13 protein-coding genes are annotated in these 16,297 nt (G+C 52.0%); 1 reads left to right on the plus strand and 12 read right to left on the minus strand.

Annotated features, from left to right (window positions below):
- On the minus strand, nt 1-1,329 hold the full coding sequence (locus M4D81_RS02795; RefSeq protein ID WP_260064378.1) for an ABC transporter substrate-binding protein: 1,329 nt from the start codon (nt 1,327-1,329) through the stop codon (nt 1-3).
- Between the two features lie 159 nt (nt 1,330-1,488).
- On the minus strand, nt 1,489-2,976 hold the full coding sequence (arfA, locus tag M4D81_RS02800; RefSeq protein WP_260064451.1) for an arabinosylfuranosidase ArfA: 1,488 nt from the start codon (nt 2,974-2,976) through the stop codon (nt 1,489-1,491).
- 422 nt (nt 2,977-3,398) lie between these two features.
- Between arfA and M4D81_RS02805 the strand changes: the two genes are divergently transcribed.
- Nucleotides 3,399-4,316, plus strand: a complete 918-nt coding sequence (locus M4D81_RS02805; protein ID WP_071222822.1) for an ArsR/SmtB family transcription factor — start codon at nt 3,399-3,401, stop codon at nt 4,314-4,316.
- A 256-nt stretch (nt 4,317-4,572) separates the two neighbouring features.
- Here the strand turns inward: M4D81_RS02805 and M4D81_RS02810 are convergent, their stop codons facing one another.
- The 10 genes from M4D81_RS02810 to urtA all read right to left on the minus strand — a co-directional run bounded on the left by M4D81_RS02810 (nt 4,573) and on the right by urtA (nt 16,075).
- Nucleotides 4,573-5,754: a sn-glycerol-1-phosphate dehydrogenase gene (locus tag M4D81_RS02810; RefSeq protein ID WP_260064379.1), complete on the minus strand. Its 1,182-nt coding sequence runs from the start codon at nt 5,752-5,754 to the stop codon at nt 4,573-4,575.
- 61 nt (nt 5,755-5,815) lie between these two features.
- Nucleotides 5,816-7,486 (minus strand): ribulokinase, encoded by a 1,671-nt coding sequence (locus M4D81_RS02815; RefSeq protein ID WP_260064381.1) that lies wholly within the window; start codon nt 7,484-7,486, stop codon nt 5,816-5,818.
- Between the two features lie 45 nt (nt 7,487-7,531).
- The gene (araD, locus tag M4D81_RS02820) at nt 7,532-8,221 is read right to left on the minus strand and encodes an L-ribulose-5-phosphate 4-epimerase (protein WP_071222819.1); all 690 of its coding nucleotides are present in this window, start codon (nt 8,219-8,221) and stop codon (nt 7,532-7,534) included.
- Between the two features lie 94 nt (nt 8,222-8,315).
- Nucleotides 8,316-9,404 carry a GntR family transcriptional regulator gene (locus M4D81_RS02825; RefSeq protein ID WP_260064452.1) on the minus strand — a complete coding sequence of 363 codons (1,089 nt, stop codon included), beginning with the start codon at nt 9,402-9,404 and terminating at the stop codon, nt 8,316-8,318.
- Nucleotides 9,405-9,505: 101 nt separating this feature from the next.
- The gene (gene araA / locus M4D81_RS02830; RefSeq protein ID WP_260064382.1) at nt 9,506-10,993 is read right to left on the minus strand and encodes an L-arabinose isomerase; all 1,488 of its coding nucleotides are present in this window, start codon (nt 10,991-10,993) and stop codon (nt 9,506-9,508) included.
- 267 nt (nt 10,994-11,260) lie between these two features.
- A complete protein-coding gene (gene urtE / locus M4D81_RS02835) occupies nt 11,261-11,956 on the minus strand; it encodes an urea ABC transporter ATP-binding subunit UrtE (protein ID WP_260064383.1) in 696 nt (231 codons plus the stop codon).
- The gene (urtD, locus tag M4D81_RS02840; RefSeq protein ID WP_260064384.1) at nt 11,934-12,773 is read right to left on the minus strand and encodes an urea ABC transporter ATP-binding protein UrtD; all 840 of its coding nucleotides are present in this window, start codon (nt 12,771-12,773) and stop codon (nt 11,934-11,936) included. The genes urtE and urtD overlap by 23 nt, the downstream gene beginning before the upstream one ends.
- Nucleotides 12,748-13,836: an urea ABC transporter permease subunit UrtC gene (gene urtC, locus M4D81_RS02845; protein ID WP_260064385.1), complete on the minus strand. Its 1,089-nt coding sequence runs from the start codon at nt 13,834-13,836 to the stop codon at nt 12,748-12,750. Before urtC ends, urtD begins: the two co-directional genes overlap by 26 nt.
- Nucleotides 13,837-13,851: 15 nt before the next feature.
- Entirely contained in the window at nt 13,852-14,757 is a 906-nt protein-coding gene (gene urtB / locus M4D81_RS02850) for an urea ABC transporter permease subunit UrtB (protein ID WP_260064386.1), read from the minus strand.
- 58 nt (nt 14,758-14,815) lie between these two features.
- Nucleotides 14,816-16,075: an urea ABC transporter substrate-binding protein gene (gene urtA, locus M4D81_RS02855; RefSeq protein WP_071222812.1), complete on the minus strand. Its 1,260-nt coding sequence runs from the start codon at nt 16,073-16,075 to the stop codon at nt 14,816-14,818.
- Between the last annotated feature and the right edge of the window lie 222 nt (nt 16,076-16,297).

Here is a 16,297-nt window from a genome sequence, read left to right on the forward strand (position 1 = left end):
TCATTTCAATTCCTGTTCAATTTGCTTTTGGGCATCATTCAGTGCTTCGGTAATGTCCTTGCCATCCTCAAAAATCTCGTTAAAGGTCGTGGTGCACAGGACGTTATTGATGGTAGGCGATGCGGAGGTCGATTTGATTAACCGGATTTCATCCCGGATCTCATTCAACACATCAAACGGGTTATTGACAAAATATTTCACGAACTGATTCTCGGCATTGTGCGTAACATCCTTCATATCCCAAACGTCCATATTAACCGGATCGAATCCCAGCGTGTTCCAGATCTCTTTATTGGCATCCAGGGACAGCTTGGCGAATGCCAGAAAGTCTTTCGCCAACTGTACGTCTTTTGCGGTCTTGGTAACGACCGTGCCGGTGCCGCCGCCGCCAACCGATCTTGGCATTCCTTCTTCAATGACCGGAATCGGCGCGATGGCTATTTTCCCGGACAAGTCGGACATGTAGTTGGTGTATCTGGACATTTGCCACAGCGGCATAAAAGCCGTAGCGTAATTTCCTGCATTAAACTCCCCATAGGCTTCTTCGGTATCAGGCTGGCCGCCGGCAATGGTCGCTATGACATTGTTATCCTGCAAGTCCTTGAGCAGCGTCATCGCCTTCACCATCGCTTCCGAGTTCACGATCGGATTGCCGGAATCGTCCGTCAGATCCGCACCTTGCTGTGCCAATAGCATGGAAGCTTGCCAGGCTGCGCTTGTATCGGCTGTTCCCATGTACTTGCCCGTTTTTTCATACACCTGGATTCCCGCCTGCTTGAAATCCTCCCAAGTTACGATATCCTCATAGTTGACCCCGGCCTCCTCCAAAATCTCGGTATTATAGAAGGCAACGGATGCGCCAACATGGGTCGGGATGCCGTAATTCACATCTTCCTTGCTGTATAGGTCAATTCGGGATTTGACGATGGTCTCCCGGTATGGATCAATCACGTCATTGAGCGGTTCTAACTGCGGCGTACCGGACAGGAAATCCGGAAACTTCCCAAGCTCGATATCCGCAATGTCGGGTGCCCCTGTCCCCGATTGAACCGCAATAGACAATTTGTTATGCATGTCGTCATACGGCATGACCGTCACGTTCAGCTTGATTTGGCGTTCGGGATTCTCAGCGTTCCATTTTGCCAGCATTTTCTCGAAATGCTGGCCATGCAGCTCAACAAACGTCCAATAAGACAACTCCGTAGCGCTTTCCCCTGCCCCGCCATCCAGAACCGAGGTTTCGCCGCCGGCATTGTTCGATTTACCGCACCCCCACAGAAACAGCGTCAAACATAACACCATGAATACAACCATCCATTTTTTCATCATCCTACTGGACCTCCCTTAATGTTCGTTCATACAAACCTACACTTCAAAAATCGTACTTCTGCTCTCCTCCAGAAATAAAGCGCTTTCATAATGTGTGTAATTTGATATGAGTATTTGGGAGATGGGGCAGTCCATGATTCAACTACCCCGTGAATTTCCTTAAGCTTTTTTCAAGCGAATAACGTTCCATGATGCTTTGCCCAACCTTGCGGTAACCATGCCATTATCAAGCTTAGCTCCACCCTGATGATGAGGCTTGACTCTTTCCTCGGATGCGGTATTCACCGCTTTCAGATCCTCATGCTCCATCACGATATGCTCCAACAGCCGGTAGCCTGCAAAGCTGCGCACATCACATTCGAGCTCCAATGCTTCCTCCAGATGACGATTCACGGCAAAGATCGTAATTTCTTCATCCTCTTCGTTATGAACAACCGCGCTGTCCAGATACGGAACATCGGTAAAATCCTTGGAATCATACTTCGGTGACTCGACGATCGGCAGCAGCGATACGCCCCGGCCAAATTTGGAAGCATGCAGATACGGATAAAAGATCGTCTGCTTCCAAGAACGGCCGCCGTTCTCGGTCATAATCGGCGCGATTACGTTGACGAGCTGTGCCAGGCAAGCCATCTTCACCCGGTCTGCGTGGCGCAGGAAGGTGATCAGCATGCTGCCGACAAGAATGGCATCCTCGAAATTATACACATCCTCCAGCTGCGGCGGAGCAATGCTCCATGGATCAATCTGCCTGTCGGCGTCATTGGAATGGTACCAGACATTCCACTCGTCGAAGCTGAGATACATCGTCTTTTTGCTGCGTTTCTTAGCCTTGATGTAATCGCAGGTGGATTTGACCGTATGAATAAAGTGATCCATATCCAGGGAAAGGGCCAGATAGTTGGCGGTATCGTTATCGCGGTTGCCGTAATATTGATGCAGCGATATGTAATCAACCGCCTCGTACGTATGATCCAGCGTCACGGCTTCCCATTCAGGGAATGTCGGCATTCCCGTGCTCGAGCTTCCGCATGAAACCAGTTCAATGGTGGGGTCGACAAGCCGCATGGCTTTTGCCGTCTCCAGCGCAAGCCGGCCGTATTCCGTCGAGGTCTTGTGTCCGATCTGCCAAGGTCCATCCATCTCGTTGCCAAGGCACCAGGTCTTGATCTTGTGCGGCTGTTCATAACCATGACTGCGTCTTAGATCACTCCAGTATGTGCCTCCGGGATGGTTGGTGTATTCCAGCAGATTTCTGGCGGCGTCGATCCCCCGAGTACCCAAATTCACGGCCATCATGACATCCGAGCCCACTTCCTTGGCCCAGGATATAAACTCGTTCGTGCCGACATCGTTCGGCTCCAGCGTTCTCCAGGCCAGCTCCAGCCGCTTTGGCCGTTCGGCAACAGGACCTACGCCATCTTCCCAGTTATAGCCCGATACAAAATTCCCGCCGGGATATCTTATAATCGGGACATCCAGTTCCTTGATCAGTTCCTTCACGTCGTTACGAAAGCCGCCTGCATCCGCGGTTTCATGGCCGGGTTCGTAAATCCCGCCATATACAGCGCGGCCCAGATGTTCAATGAACGAACCATAAATACGGTTATCAACTTGCGCGATCCGAAACGACTTATCCACGATCATACGTGCTTTCAATTTCTCAGCTGCCAAGTCCTTCACCTTCCGTTGATATAATTATGAAACAATTCAAATAATATTGAATGAATTCGTTTTCATGTATAAAATATCATATGAGAGGTCAGCTGTAAATATAGAAATATAAAATGATTTATATAAATTAGAAATGAATTGCTTTTATCCCTAAAAGATCGTTTGATCCTGCTCAAAATCACCATTTTTTCGTATGTCTCGATTTATTATTTTCATAATAATTTCAAACAAAATGATTTTTAACTATTCAAATTGTTATTTTTCAATCAAATTCATGAAGAATTAGATGACATCTTTATTTAGCGCTCATATTGATTTATAATTATTTGAAATAAAAGTCTTTACCTATTACCATCGTTATATAATCCTCTAATCGGAAGAAGGTTTGAGATAAGATGATCTACATTAAAGATTTAATGAGCGGGCTTGATATTTTTAAAGCGCTCAGCTCGGAAATTCGCATTCAAATTTTGGAACTGCTGGCCAAGAACCAAAGCTTGAACCTGAACGATCTCGCGAACAGGCTGAATCTCAGCAATGGCGCTATTACCATGCATATCAAGAAATTGGAAGATAGCGGCCTGATCGAAATCAATACGACTGGGGGGAAGCATGGCATTCAGAAAATCTGCTACCTGAATAAAGATACCCTCATGGTTGATCTTCGCAGCAAGGACATTGATAACTTGTACGAGGTGGAGATTCAGGTCGGCCATTACAGCGATTATCAAGCTATCCCGACCTGCGGGCTTGCGACCAAGGACAGCATTATCGGAGATTTTGACGATCCGCGTTATTTCGCCGATCCGGAGCGGATCAACTCGGAGATCATCTGGCTTACCGAAGGTTTCCTGGAATACCGGATTCCGAATTATTTGAAGTCCAACCAATCGTTCCGCGAGATCCAATTCTCTCTAGAGCTTGGCTCCGAGGCGCCGGGATATTGCGACAATTATCCATCGGACATTTTCTTTTACGTTAACGGGATCGAGATTGGCAGCTGGACAAGTCCGGGGGATTTCGGAGACAAACGCGGTACCTTCAACCCGGAATGGTGGCCGCCGCATTTGAATCAATACGGCATGTTGAAGCTGATCCGGATTAACAAGGAAGGCAGCTTTATCGATGGATGCCGCATTTCGGATGTCGGGCTGAACCAGATTCAGCTTGATTACAAGAGCGAGCTCACCTTCAGGATCGCCGTTAACGAGCGATCTGTTAATAAACGCGGTTTAACGATTTACGGCAAGCATTTCGGCAACTACAGCCAGGACCTGTTGGCTCGCGTGCTGTATGATGTGAAGGAAGATTAAGAGGGAATTAGCGGTATCGGTGGAATACAAGCCTCACGCGTACAAGAACCGATGGATTATGATACGTTATTTGAATGCTTTGAGACACATAGGATTTCAACAAAAAGGGGCTCTCCATGATCATTCGATCATAAAGGGCCCCTTTTTCTTGGATACCATCATATGCCTGTGTTAAGAACAAGAATGATAACTTCACTGTTTTATTGAACGATTACAGTTCATGATTCATCCACTTCCATGGACTGTCCCGTCTTTTCTAACCAACCTTGGCCTCGTTCAATGCCCTCAAAATGGTATGGCGGTCGCGCAGCGTGTGCGCCTCCTGAAGACTCTCCCGGAACAGCTCGTCATCAATGCCAAGCTCCTGCAGGGTTGACGGACCTCCGGCTTGCCGCAGCAGCTCGGCGATCTCCTCCTTCGAAGGGACCTTACGCAGCCACTCCCGAACCTGCTCTCTATATGTCTCCCAATGTGTAGGCTCGGCATGAGGATACATGCCCTTATCGGCCGCGTCGTGATAAAGGCTCGATATTTCGCTGCAGGCCACCCCCACTTTGGCACCATGCAGCAGGGCCCGGTTGCCGCGGCGCAAGTACTCCATCTCCCAATAATGCGACAGATGATGTTCCGCCCCGGAGGCAGGGTGGGACTGACCGAACAGCAGCATCGCGATACCCGACTCGATCAAAGCCGTCATCAGAATGCGAATCCCTTCCTCCGTGCGCTGGCCAATCGCCTCCACATGCTGAATGCAAGCCTCAAGCGCCTTCTCCGTAATGGCCGCCACCTGTTCATCATAGGGCTCGCCGGCCGTGGTCGAAGAGAATTTCCAATCCAGCAGCGATGTATATTTGCCTAGCATATCGCCAAAGCCTGCCGCTACCAGCGGCTGCGGTGCCTTCACAAGAATGTCCGGATCGGCGAATATCGCGATCGGAGCCGTGGCCGCAAAGGTTTGCTTGACTCCCCGGACCACGATCGGCGCTCCCGCCGAAGTAAAGCCGTCGACCGAAGGTGCCGTAGGTACCGAGATAAACGGCTTGCCGCTCCGATGACTCACAAAGCGCGTAATGTCATGAATGGTCCCGGACCCCACAGCGATCAGGCATCCTGTCCCTTCAGGCTCCACTTCGATAAACAGCTGCATTAAGGAGCGTTCATCCGCGACAACGTCGCCTTGCTCATCTGGCTGAATCAGACACAGCCGGGGCTTCTGACCATCGGCTTCCAGGCTCTGCACCAGCTTTTTACCCGCCGCTTCATACGTATTCGCATCTGCAACAACGATTGGTGAACTGAGGCCCTGCCGTTTAAGATACGAAGGCACGTCTTGCACAGCGCCGGGCTCAAGCACCATGGTTTCTAGCCCGCGGAACGTCGGCTGCAGCTCCCTAATCCGGTTCATTAAACCTTTTGCATCGTTCAAGTAATCCGTCACGTTCGTTCCTCTCCTTCATCCCATCCTGCCGTATTTATTCAGGCTTCTAGTCTGACAGGGCCTATTCAGCCGTTTGCTTAATCCGTTTCAGCCGCTTCATCACGTCGTTTTCGCCCCGGCCAAAATAGTCATGCAGCTTGCTGTATTCCTGATACAGCTGCTCATACACTTCCACATGCTCCGGAATCGGCTTGAAGGTTTCTTCCTTCACCCGTGCCATCTTCTCGGCGGCATCGATAATCGAATCATACCCGCCCTGCGCCTCGCCCGCAGCGACTGCAGCGAACATCGCGGCACCAAGCGCCGGCGTCTGTTTGGAATCAGCCACCATAATTTCGCGATTCGTCACATCCGCATAAATCTGCATCAAGAGACGGTTCTTTTGAGGCAGTCCGCCGCAAGCATACAGGACGTCCACCGCGACACCGTTCTCGTGAAAAGCGTCCACAATTTTGCGCGTGCCGAATGCGGTCGCCTCAAGCAAGGCACGGTAGATTTCCTGCGGCTTCGTCAACAGGGTCATCCCTAACATCAGCCCGGTCAGATCCGTATCCACCAGCACGGAACGGTTGCCGTTCCACCAATCCAGTGCAAGCAATCCGGTTTGACCCGGCTTATAGGCAGCCGCTTCTCGCTCAAGCCATTGATGCACGCCGATTCCTTCCTCGGACGCAGCTTCTTTTACATACGCGGGAAGTGCTTCCTCGACGTACCATTCAAAAATATCGCCTACTGCCGATTGCCCGGCTTCATAACCGTATAATCCGGGAATGATGCCATCCTCGACGACACCGCACATCCCTTCAACCTGCTTCTCTTCGGTACCGAGCAGCATATGGCAGATCGATGTGCCCATCGCCATCACCAGCTTGCCCGGTGTGACGACACCGACCGCAGGCACCGCGGAATGAGCGTCAACGTTGCCGACGGCCACGGCAATCCCTGGAGTTAAGCCCATCATCTCCGCCATCTTCTCAGTAAGACCGCCTGCGCTGCTGCCGAGGGGACGGACCTCTCCGCGCAGCTTCGTATCGGTCAGATCCTCCAGCCGAGGGTCCAGCGCCTTAAAATATTCCTTGCTTGGATATCCGTCTTGTTTATGCCATATCGCCTTGTAACCAGCCGTACAGCTGTTGCGGACAATCTGGCCCGTCATTTGGGAAATGACCCAATCGGTCGCTTCCAGGAATCGGTCCGCACGTTCATAGATCGCCGGTGCCTCATCAAGAATTTGCCAGACCTTGGCAATCATCCATTCGGAAGAAATCTTCCCGCCATAGCGAGGTAAGAAGGCTTCTCCGCGCTCGGCGGCAATCTCGTTGATCTTGTCTGCTTCAGGCTGGGCGGCATGATGCTTCCACAGCTTAACCCAGCTGTGCGGCTGGTCGGCCAGCTCCGGTTGGAAGCAGAGCGGCTCCCCAAGCTCGTCAACGGGCAGCATGGTGCAAGCCGTAAAATCAATGCCGATGCCGATCACATCCGCCGGATCAATGCCGGATTGCTGAATAACGGCAGGCACGGATACCTTCAGAACCTCCAAATAATCCCCTGGATGCTGAAGCGCCCAGTCGTGCTCCAGCTTCTTACCAGAACCTGGCAAAAACTCATCGATGACATGATGCCGGTAGGGCGTAACATGATCCGCTACTTCGTGCCCATCAGCCAAATTAACCAACACCGCACGTCCGGACTGCGTTCCGTAATCGACACCAATGGTGTATTTATTCCCCATCTCATTTCCTCCTACAGATGAAATCATGAATGATGAATACAATCGTTACTTTTGACCGTAATAGGCATTAACTCCATGCTTCCGCAAAAAATGGCGATCCAGCAGCGTCTGATCCATCGGTTCGGTTTCCGGATTAATTTGCTGCATCCGGGCTGCAATCTTGGCGCACTCCTCCAGCACTACCGCATTATGCACCGCATTATGCGGATCCTTGCCCCACACGAATGGCGCATGCGAATGGACAAGCACACCGGGTACCATGTTCGGATCCAGGTCCGCGAATCGCTCGACAATGACGTTGCCCGTCTCCAGCTCATAGGCCCCCTCAATTTCTTCGCGGGTCATGGGCCGCGTAACCGGAATCTCTCCGTAAAAATAGTCGGCGTGCGTCGTTCCGTAGGCAGGAAGCGCACGTCCGGCTTGAGCCCAGCTCGTTCCCCATGGTGAGTGGGTATGCACAATTCCGCCGATCTCTTTAAAGTTCTGATATAGGACCAGATGAGTCGGGGTATCGGAGGAGGGACGCATATCCCCTTCAACGACATTTCCCTTCAAATCCAGAACGACCATGTCGGCCGCTTTTAAATCCTCATAAGGCACACCGCTTGGCTTAATGACAAACAGTCCACGTTCACGGTCGATGCCGCTGACATTTCCCCATGTAAAGGTAACGAGTCCGTGCTTGGGAAGCTCCAGATTCGCCTCCAGCACCTGCTGCTTTAAATCCTCCAACATGAACAACAGCTCCTCTCTATATTTGAAAAAAATAGTTGTACGTACAAGTTGGCAGACAAGGGTCCGAAACTCGGACCTTGCACTCCCTTAATCTCTACCGTTTCTTCACCGATTCTCTCTCCACCAGCTCCGGCTGAAACACCGTATCCTCTATAACGGTATGAAACTCAATCATACTAATTAATTGTCTGGCCGCCATGATTCCCATCTCAGTCTTCGGGTGGGTCATCGTCGTCAGCTTCACGCCGGAAGCAACGGCAAGCGTCGAATCATCGAAGCCGACCATGGACACATCCTGCGGAATTTGCAGCCCGCATTGCCCGGCAGCCTCCGCTAAAGATACAGCCAGCTCGTCGTTATAACATACTAACCCCGTCGGTCGCTGCTCCTCCGGCTGCTTCAGCAACTGGATGGCCTGATCATACGGAAGACTTCCCTTCTGTTCCGTTGTATACGTAACCACCCGCTCCGGTGAAACGGGAATTCCAGCCTCGCGATGCGCACGTAAGAAGCCTTTCAGCCGGTTCACACCTTGAAGATCATCCCGCTTGAAGAATCCGGCTATCGCTTGGTGTCCGTTCTCGATCAAATGACGTGCGGCCTTGTAACCGCCAAGCTCATCATCAAGCTTCAGACAAGGACATTCCAGCTCCCGATACTTCTCATTGATCATCAAAAACGGAATTCCCTTCTCCTGCAGGGACAGGAAATACGTCAAATTCGGGTTCCCCTCCGCACTCTTGGTCGGCTCGATAATGAGCCCGCTGAGCGGCTGGCTGGTCATGAGCTGAAGACTCTCCATCTCCTTCTCCTTATTGTTATCGGTACTGGAGAGCAGCAGGCGATATCCCTTGCTGCGCAGCTCCGCCTCCGCTCCCCGAACGATATGCGGGAAGATATAATCCGAGATGTAGGTTGTAATGATGCCGATCGTCTTAACCTGCTCACTCTCCCGCCGGTCGGGATTTCTGGCGAACGTCCCTTTGCCCTGAATCCGTTCCAGCCAGCCCTCCTTCTCCAGCTCGCCGTAGGTTTGGCGGACCGTCTGGCGGCTTACGCCGAACTGGTCGGCGATTTCATGCTCCGAAGGAACCTGTTTACCTGCTTGAAGCCTTCCGGATTCAAACCAGGAGAGCAGTTCGTTTTTTAATACAATATATTTGGGTATCCGTCTATTATTCATCATTCACCTCTAGCCTCACGCACTCATTATGTTAGGATCACCTGCAATCCTAAGTTATCTCGCTATTGTAACACAGGCCAGGGGAATGCCGACAGAACCAGTTACCGCAGACGGTATGCGGCTTCACTCCAACGGAGCTCGTTCTTGAAGCGCGGTATCGTTGTATCCTTATCAATAATGACCGCTTCAATGCCGACCATCTCCGCCCAATCGCTCAAATGCTCTGCCGTCATGGCATAAGATAGAACGGTATGATGCGCTCCGCCAGCCAAAATCCACGCTTCCGCAGACTCGCGAAGGGATGGCTGCGGTTTCCACAGCACACGGGCGACCGGCAGCTTCGGCATCGGCTGTTCAACCTTGACGCCATCCACCACATTCACCAGCAGTCTGAAGCGGTGTCCGAGATCAACCAGGGAAGCATTCACAGCCGGGCCGTCCTGGCCGTTAAACACGAGACGTGCCGGATCTCCCTTGCCCCCGATCCCAAGCGGATGAACCTCCAGCGTCGGTTTATCCAATGCGATGGTCGGACATACCTCCAGCATGTGCGATCCAAGAATCATATGATTCCCCGGCTCGAAGTGATAGGTGTAGTCCTCCATGAAGGAAGTACTTTTATTGCCGGCAAGCACCTTCAATACACGGGTCAAGGCAGCTGTTTTCCAATCCCCTTCCCCGCCGAAGCCGTAACCCGACTCCATCAGACGCTGTACGGCGAGTCCCGGAAGCTGCTTCATTCCATGCAGATCCTCAAAGGTCGTCGTGAATGCGCCAAAGCCGCCTTCCTCAAGGAAACGACGAAGCGCAATCTCAATCCGGGCTTGGTACGCAATCGAATCGCGTACGGGGCCATCGCTAAGCCCTTCCTTGGTTATCGAATACAATTCGGCATATTCATTCAAGAGGGCTTTTACCTCATCATCGCCGACTTCATTCATGGACTGTACAAGATCGCCGATGCCATAACCGTTCACGGACCAGCCAAGCTTGATTTGCGCTTCTACTTTATCTCCTTCGGTTACCGCCACCTGGCGCATATTATCGCCGAAGCGGGCCACCTTCAGCCTGCGGCTTTCGGCATAGGCCGCGGCAGTCCGCATCCAGCCGGCAATGCTGTCGCGAACCTCCCCGTCTTCCCAATGGCCCACAACCACCTTGCGGGCAATGCCGAGACGGGCACCGATATGACCATACTCGCGATCACCGTGCGCAGACTGGTTGAGGTTCATAAAGTCCATATCAATCGTTTCCCAAGGGATATCCCGGTTGAATTGGGTATGGAAATGAAGAAGCGGCTTCTGCAATTGGGCTAGCCCCGCAATCCACATTTTGGCCGGGGAGAAGGTGTGCATCCAGGTCATAATGCCAGCGCAGGACTCATCGTTGTTAGCCTCAAGAATCAGGTTGTATATTTCATCGGGTGTCGTTACGATCGGCTTGAACACAATGGGATAGGAAAATACAGGATCTTTATCAAACTCCGTTGCCACGATGCGGGAATGCTCAGCTACCTGCTCCAGCGTTTCGGGACCATACAAGTGCTGGCTTCCGGTGACGAACCAAAAAGAATGCGGTTTCAATTTCATAATAATAACGCCTCCTGTATGAATGCTTGCTCACTAACTTGTACATACCTATATATAATCATTATCAATACACTTATAAATGTACGTACAAGTTGAATCACTCACATTCTAACCCCGCATCTCAAAAATAGCAAGATCAAAAATAAAAAAAAGAGCTGCCCCTGCAGGTGGAAAAAACGAACCCTTACAGAGACAACCTTCTATTTATTCAAATGATGATGATAATTTTACCTCCAAACGCCAATGAACTCGAATGAGTACTCTTCCTTAGACCGTCAAATAATGCTCGAACTGCTCCATATCGATAGCATCCTGTACCCCTTCGGCAACAATTGTGCCTTTATCCATGACATAGATATAGTCGGCTACGCTCCGGACAAACTCGATGCTCTGTTCCACAAGAATGACCGACGTTTCCCCTTTGGCTTTGATCCCCCGGATCACGTCTTGAATTTCCTCCACGATGGAAGGCTGGATTCCCTCAGTCGGCTCGTCGAGCAGCAGCACCTTGGGTCTGGAGGCGAGCGCCCTCGCAAAGGCTAGCTGCTGCTGCTGACCACCGCTTAAATCACCGCCTTGACGGTGGTACATTTGGGGCAGCACTGGGAACAGGGCTAACACATCCTCCGGGAATGCCTTCCTCCTCGGCACGATTGGCTCAAGTCCGAGCAGCAGATTTTCCTTCACGGTAAGCTGGGGGAAAATCTCGCGCCCTTGCGGAACATATCCAATGCCGCCTCTCGCTCTTTTTACGGAATCCCAGCCGGTAACCTCCTGCTCGCCAAGAGTCATCCGTCCCTGCCGGATTTTCAGCTGCCCGGTCAGGGTCCGCATGAGCGTGGTTTTGCCGACGCCGTTGCGCCCTACCAGACATACGACCTTCGCCGGGTCGACAACCATGGATACGCCGCGCAGGACGGAGCTCTCCCCGTAGCCCGATTCAATGCCCTGCAGCTTGAGCATTCGCCTCCCTCCTTTTTCCCAGATAAACCTCGGCTACCAGCGGATCGCGCTGAATCTCCTGCATGGAGCCTTCCTTCAGCAGCTTCCCTTCATGCATCACGGTAACCTTAGCGGCAAATGAGCGCACAAACTCCATGTCATGCTCAACGACAACGACGGAGCATTCCTTGGCGATACGCTGGAGGAGTGCACCGGTCTTCATCGTCTCCTCGTCCGTCATCCCCGCTACCGGCTCATCGAGCAGCAGAAGCCGCGGCTTCTGAAGCAGCAGCATGCCGATCTCCAGCCATTGCTTCTCTCCATGCGACAGAGAGCCTGCCCGAACGTGTATCCGATCGGGCAGCCCGATCAACTCCAGAACCTTCTTCATCTCGAACGTGGTGCACCGATTTCTCCTGGCCTTCAGCGCACGGAACACGCTTCGATCGGGATCGACTGTCAGTTCCAGGTTTTCTTTGACACTTAGATTAGGAAATATCGACGGCGCTTGAAATTTTCGCCCCACGCCGAGACGGGCGATTTCATACTCCCGCTTTCTGGTGATCTCCAATCCGTCCCCAAGAAGCACCTTTCCTGCGGCAGGCTTTGTTTTCCCGCAGATCACGTCCAGCATCGTGGTTTTTCCCGCACCGTTCGGGCCGATCAGAAAATGCAGCTCATGCTGACGCAGTGCCAGATTCATGCCGTTTACCGCCACAAACCCGCCAAAAGTGACCGTAATGTTCTCCGCGGACAACACGATGGGGGAAATACCGATGTCCCTGACTTCTCCATGGACAGCTAGCGGCATATCAGCTCTCTTCGCGTACGGCTGCATGGACAGTCCCTCCTCTTCGAGATAATGACGAAACCACCTTGCTCCACAATCCGGTCAATCCTTTTGGCATCAACACAACAACGATGACAAATAATGCACCCAATACGAGCAGCCATCCTTCCGGATAAGCCTCGCTGATCCCGGTCTTGGCTGCATTCAGCAGCACGGCGCCAATAATAGCGCCGATCAGCGTACCCCTGCCGCCTAGAGCGACCCAAAGCACCATTTCAATGGACGGAACGATGCCCATCATCGACGGCGAAATAATGCCGACCTGAAGGACAAACAGCATGCCTGCAAGCCCGGCCAGACCGCCCGATACGGCAAAGGCAAAGGTCTTGTAACGGGAAGGGTCAAAACCCAGAAACCGCACCCGGTTCTCCCCATCTCTTGAGGCTTCCAGCACCTGGCCCACCCTGCTGTTCACAATTCTTCGGCACAGAATATAGGCTCCTGCCAAAGCGGCAAGCGTAATAAAATACAACCCGATTTTCGTTGACGGAGCGTTTAGATTAAAACCCAAAATGGAATTGTATCCCGTTAGCCCGTTCGTGCCCCCTGTCCACTCCTGCTTGCCTACAAACAGCGTAACCACGATCATAACCAGAGCCTGCGTCAGAATCGTAAAATATACGCCGACGATCCGGTTGCGAAACGTAAAGAATCCAAGTATCAACGCAAGCAGGGCCGGGAGCAGCATCCCGAGTAGCAAGGCTGCGGGGAACGATCGGAACGGCTCCCAGAACCATGGGAGCGCCGTTACTCCGCTCCATCCCATGAAATCAGGCAGGGACGCACCGCTGGCGTCCAGCTTCAAATACATGGCCATGGCATAAGCGCCTAATCCAAAGAACACGCCGTGCCCAAGGCTTAGAATGCCGCCATAGCCCCAGATCAGGTCAAGCCCGACCGCCAGGATCGCCAAAGCCAGAAATTTCGTCAACAAACCGAGGCGAAAAGGGGTCGTGAACAAAGGTGCCATACACATCAGGAGCAGTACCGCGCTCCACATCATCCGTTTCGATCGGCTGCCGGGGTTTCCTGTCAACCATTTCAGCACCATACCATCCCCTCCTCTCTAATCCAGGCTGCGTGTTCGAAGTGCAACGAGCCCGCGTGGCTTCCACTGCAGGAATGCCACGATGCAGGCGAATACCAGCACTTTGCCGATGGATGCCGAAGTGTAAGTCTCAAACAGCGTATTGAACACGCCGATGCCCAGTGCCCCGGCAACCGTGCCGATCAACTTTCCAACGCCGCCGAGGACCACCACCATGAAAGCATCGACAATATAGTAGGTTCCGATCGAAGGACCGATCGGGCCGAGCAATGTTAACGCGCAGCCAGCAATGCCGGCAATGCCTGAGCCGATCGCAAACGTCAGGCCGTCCACGCGTCGGGTTGAAATACCGAGACACCCGGCCATGCTTCGATTTTGCATCACCGCCCGCATTCTTCGGCCTTGGACCGTTCTATAAATATAGAGATACATGGCTGTCAGCACGACGGCCACCAATACGATGATGAACAGCCGCTTGTACGGAAGGACGATGCTTGAAGTGATCGCCAGCCCGCCGTTTAGCCAGGACGGGCTGGTAACAGCCACATTCGGCGCGCCGAAGATGAATCTTGCGATTTGCTGGAGCATCATCCCGACGCCCCATGTGGCGAGCAAACTATCCAGCGGCCTGCCGTACAGATGGCGTATGAGCACCATTTCAAGCAGCCATCCGACGGCCGCTGCAACCACGAACGATACAAGCAAAGCCGCGATGAAATAGGTGTCGAACCAGGATTTCGGCATATACGCGGTAAACAAACCTTGCGTGACGTACGTTGAGTAAGCACCGATCATGATCAGCTCGCCATGGGCCATATTAATGACATTCATCAAGCCGAACGTCACCGCTAAGCCAAGAGCAATCAATAATAGGATCGAGCTGACGCTGAGTCCGTTAAACACTTGCAGAATCGTCATTTCCATCCGGGTGAACCTCCTTTCACGAAATAGCCCGAAGGCCATCCATGCATGAGATCAAGCTTTATTCTCCGCTTAATCCCTTCGCCCAATCATAAGTTTTCAGATAAGGGTCCGGTTTAACGGGTTCTCCCGAATTCCAAAGCTCCTTGAATTGCCCGTCAGCCTGCACCTCGCCGATGCGCACCGTTTTATGAATGTGCTGATTCTCCCCATCAATGGTTACTTTTCCTTCCGGAGCGGCGAACTCAATGCCTTTTGCCGCTTCCTTCACCTTGGCCACCTCCGTTGTTCCTGCCTTCTCCACCGCGGCCTTCCATAAGTACACCGCCGTGTATCCTGCTTCGATCGGGTCAGCCGTCACGCGGTCAGCGCCGTATTTTGCTTTGTATTTGTCGACAAAAGTCTTGTTCTCCGGAGTATCGGTAGATTGATAATAGTTCCAGGCTGCCAGATGACCCTCCAGTATATCGGCGCCGATGCCGCGGATCTCCTCCTCCGCCACGCTGACGGACAGCGTGGTCATATCCTTGGAGGTAATGCCCGCATCCTTCAGCTGCTTGAAGAAGGCCACGTTGCTGTCGCCGTTCAGCGTGTTATAGACGATATCGGGCTTCGCCTCCTTGATCTTGGCTATAATCGTGCTGAAATCGGTATGGCCCAGCGGCGTGTATTCCTCCCCGGCCAGTTCACCGCCCTCTGCCGTCAACTGTGCCTTGATGATCTTGTTGGCCGTTCTCGGAAACACGTAATCGGAGCCGAGGAGGAACATTTTTTTGCCGCGGTTCTCCAGCAGCCAGGACACTGAGGGTACGATCTGCTGATTGGTTGTTGCGCCCGTATAAAAAATGTTAGGTGAGGATTCCAGCCCTTCATATTGGACCGGATAGAATAAAAGGCCGTTGTTCTGTTCGAAAACAGGGAGCATGGCTTTCCGACTGGCGGAGGTCCAGCCTCCGAATACGGCGGCAACTTTATCCTGCTGCAGCAATTTTCCCGCTTTCTCCGCGAAGGTCGGCCAATCGGAGGCACCGTCCTCGATTACGGGTTCGATCTGCTTGCCAAGCACGCCGCCAGCTGCATTGATTTCTTCGATGGCAAGCATCTCCGCATCCTTAACGGATACCTCGCTTATGGCCATCGTTCCGCTGAGTGAGTGAAGAATGCCAACCTTAATTGAATCGCCAGCGGCTTCTACCCCCGGACTCCCGTTATCCGCACCGGCGGTTGGAGCGGCTTCCTTTTCCGTCACGCAGCCTGACATCAAGATTGCACATAAAACAAATGAGGCCCAGCCTTTAACGATCACGCTTTGTTTCTTCATTCGCTCCCAACTCCCTTTTTTACGTTTCCGAACATTCTATCTGCAAACTGCCTTCTCTGTTCGTTATCCCACATTATAGTTGCCTTATATTTCCTATGTCAATAATCATGACATTATTTTATTTATTTTTTCAAAAATAATAAGATTTCAGTTTATTTTTCGTAATTTAAGTAATATTTTCTTACATAAAAATAAAGAAATCCTGCAACTCACTCTTAACCT

This window comes from Paenibacillus sp. p3-SID867, assembly GCF_025142895.1.
Classification (GTDB): domain Bacteria; phylum Bacillota; class Bacilli; order Paenibacillales; family Paenibacillaceae; genus Paenibacillus_AQ.

Excerpts from the sequence above, each read along its gene's own strand:
- M4D81_RS02825 (WP_260064452.1), bottom strand. The coding sequence starts at position 9,404 with ATGAATAATAGACGGATACCCAAATATATTGTATTAAAAAACGAACTG.
- urtB (WP_260064386.1), bottom strand. The coding sequence starts at position 14,757 with ATGGAAATGACGATTCTGCAAGTGTTTAACGGACTCAGCGTCAGCTCG.
- M4D81_RS02795 (WP_260064378.1), bottom strand. The coding sequence starts at position 1,329 with ATGATGAAAAAATGGATGGTTGTATTCATGGTGTTATGTTTGACGCTG.
- araA (WP_260064382.1), bottom strand. The coding sequence starts at position 10,993 with ATGAAATTGAAACCGCATTCTTTTTGGTTCGTCACCGGAAGCCAGCAC.
- urtA (WP_071222812.1), bottom strand. The coding sequence starts at position 16,075 with ATGAAGAAACAAAGCGTGATCGTTAAAGGCTGGGCCTCATTTGTTTTA.
- urtC (WP_260064385.1), bottom strand. The coding sequence starts at position 13,836 with ATGGTGCTGAAATGGTTGACAGGAAACCCCGGCAGCCGATCGAAACGG.
- araD (WP_071222819.1), bottom strand. The coding sequence starts at position 8,221 with ATGTTGGAGGATTTAAAGCAGCAGGTGCTGGAGGCGAATCTGGAGCTT.
- M4D81_RS02805 (WP_071222822.1), top strand. The coding sequence starts at position 3,399 with ATGATCTACATTAAAGATTTAATGAGCGGGCTTGATATTTTTAAAGCG.
- urtE (WP_260064383.1), bottom strand. The coding sequence starts at position 11,956 with ATGCTCAAGCTGCAGGGCATTGAATCGGGCTACGGGGAGAGCTCCGTC.
- urtD (WP_260064384.1), bottom strand. The coding sequence starts at position 12,773 with ATGCAGCCGTACGCGAAGAGAGCTGATATGCCGCTAGCTGTCCATGGA.
- arfA (WP_260064451.1), bottom strand. The coding sequence starts at position 2,976 with ATGATCGTGGATAAGTCGTTTCGGATCGCGCAAGTTGATAACCGTATT.
- M4D81_RS02815 (WP_260064381.1), bottom strand. The coding sequence starts at position 7,486 with ATGGGGAATAAATACACCATTGGTGTCGATTACGGAACGCAGTCCGGA.